This window comes from Mesorhizobium sp. M7A.F.Ca.CA.004.06.1.1, assembly GCF_003999135.1.
Taxonomy (GTDB): domain Bacteria; phylum Pseudomonadota; class Alphaproteobacteria; order Rhizobiales; family Rhizobiaceae; genus Mesorhizobium.
On the sequence record NZ_RZPQ01000961.1, the window covers coordinates 1 to 1,851 of the forward strand.

General features: G+C 63.7%; 1 protein-coding gene. It reads left to right on the forward strand.

Annotated elements, in window-relative coordinates; translation table 11 throughout:
* Positions 1-1,698: CHAT domain-containing protein (locus EN906_RS32680; protein ID WP_164777548.1), on the forward strand; the 1,698-nt coding region annotated here is incomplete at its 5' end.
* Positions 1,699-1,851: the final 153 nt, after the last annotated feature.

The window sequence follows — 1,851 nt, forward strand, 5'->3', positions numbered from 1 at the left end:
ACATACGGCTCGGTGCACCCGCTGACCTTTGCCGCGCGGCAGGCCATGGCCAACCTCAAGGCGAAGTCGAATCCCGAGGCTGCAGCCACCGATTTTGCGGCTCTCAACGATGACATGTTGCGTTGGAATTGGTTCCAGGTGAGCACGGCCGCCAACCCGGTCGTCGCTGAAGCCAGCCGCGCCTTGGCCGATGACATGCTCTACGACTATGCGCGGCTGGCAAAAAACAACGCATCGGCAGTGCCGGCATTCGCTGAAGCGGTGCGTCGCTGGCCGACACTCGAAAACGACAAACGGGATCAGTTGCGCAGACTGTCGCGTTTGATCGATCCGAACGATATGGAGACACGGCATTTGATCCAGGCCGGGATACGGCTGTCCCTGGCCTACCAGGAGGCTGCTTCCAGTGGCGACAGTGCCGACGATCCAGGTGCGGTACAGCCCGACCAGGCTCAGGCGGCGTACGAAAAGGCGATCACGAGAGTTACGACGAAGTACAGATTCGACCAAAGCGTGGTGGACAAGCCACTGCCATCCGCAAACACGCTGCTGCAGCCCAACGAGGCGCTGATCGATTATTTCATCACTCGCAAGTGGCGGGCGGACCGCGAGAGCGCCGATCCGCTGGAAGACGAACGGCTCTACGCGATCGTCACGCGCAAGGACCAGCAGCCGTCGCTCTATGACCTCGGCGATCCGCGCCGGCTCATCCCAGCCGCCCGGGAAACCCGCATGGCAAACCTCAGGTCGACCCGCTCCGCGCAGGAGCGTGGCGCTGTGACCCTGGTCGATCTGAACGCGACATTCACAGGGCTTTACGCCGGTCTGATCGCACCTCTGGAGCCGTCGCTTGGCGGCGCCGACACGCTTTTCGTGGTGCCGGACGGCAAGCTGTTTTCGGTGCCATTCCCCTTGCTGCAGGACAGCAAGGGCGCGTCGCTCGATGATCGCTTCCTGGTGCGCATGCTGACCCGGCCGGAATCGCTGTTGAACGCAGGCATCGATCAGAGTTTTCCCAAGTCCGGCAAGGCCTTGCTGGCCGGCGGCCTGGATTACGCACGGGGTGCGGAGAAGGGTGCCGAGCCGCTACCGGGTACCCGCAAGGAGGTCGACGCGATCGCCTCGATCCTGCGCGGCGATCATTATTCGGTCGAGACCCTTACCGGAACGGCTGCCGGCGAACGGGCGCTGCGCAAGGACATCGAGCAGGCCACGGTCGCGCATCTGGCCACACATGGTGCCTACCGCGACGAGAAAGAGGGCGGCGTCGGTGCCGTGAATGCGCTGTGGCAGAGTGAGGTCGTGCTGTCCCGGTCGGGAAACCGGCAATCGATGAAGCGCGATGATGATGACGGCCGGCTCTATGGCATGGAGCTGATGATGTGGGATTTGTCGAACCTCGACCTGCTTGTGCTCTCCGCCTGCGAGACGGCCCGTGGCCAGGAGACATTCGTCGGCGGTTTGCGCGGCCTGCCGACGGCAATCAACATTGCCGGTGCGAAGCGCTCGTTGCTAACCCTTTGGCCTGTGGACGATGCGGGAACCGCTGCCTTCATGGTGAGCTTCTACGGCCATCTCGCCGCCGGGCGGACTTATCCGGAAGCGCTGCGCCAGGCCCGTCGCGATGCCCGCGACGGCGAGATATCAGGCGCGCAGGACCCTCGGGTATGGGCCGCCTTCGTCATGTTCGAAAACTGACGGCCGCGAGCCAACGCTTGCCCGCGATCGATCCGTTCAAGCGGATCGGGCTGACCGAAGCGCGGTGGCCGGGTCGTTTTGCCGGATGAGGCCTGAAAGGTGCGATCCCTTCGCTTGCAGAAAAGCATGCAGGCGCTGCGGATAGTCCGGCGC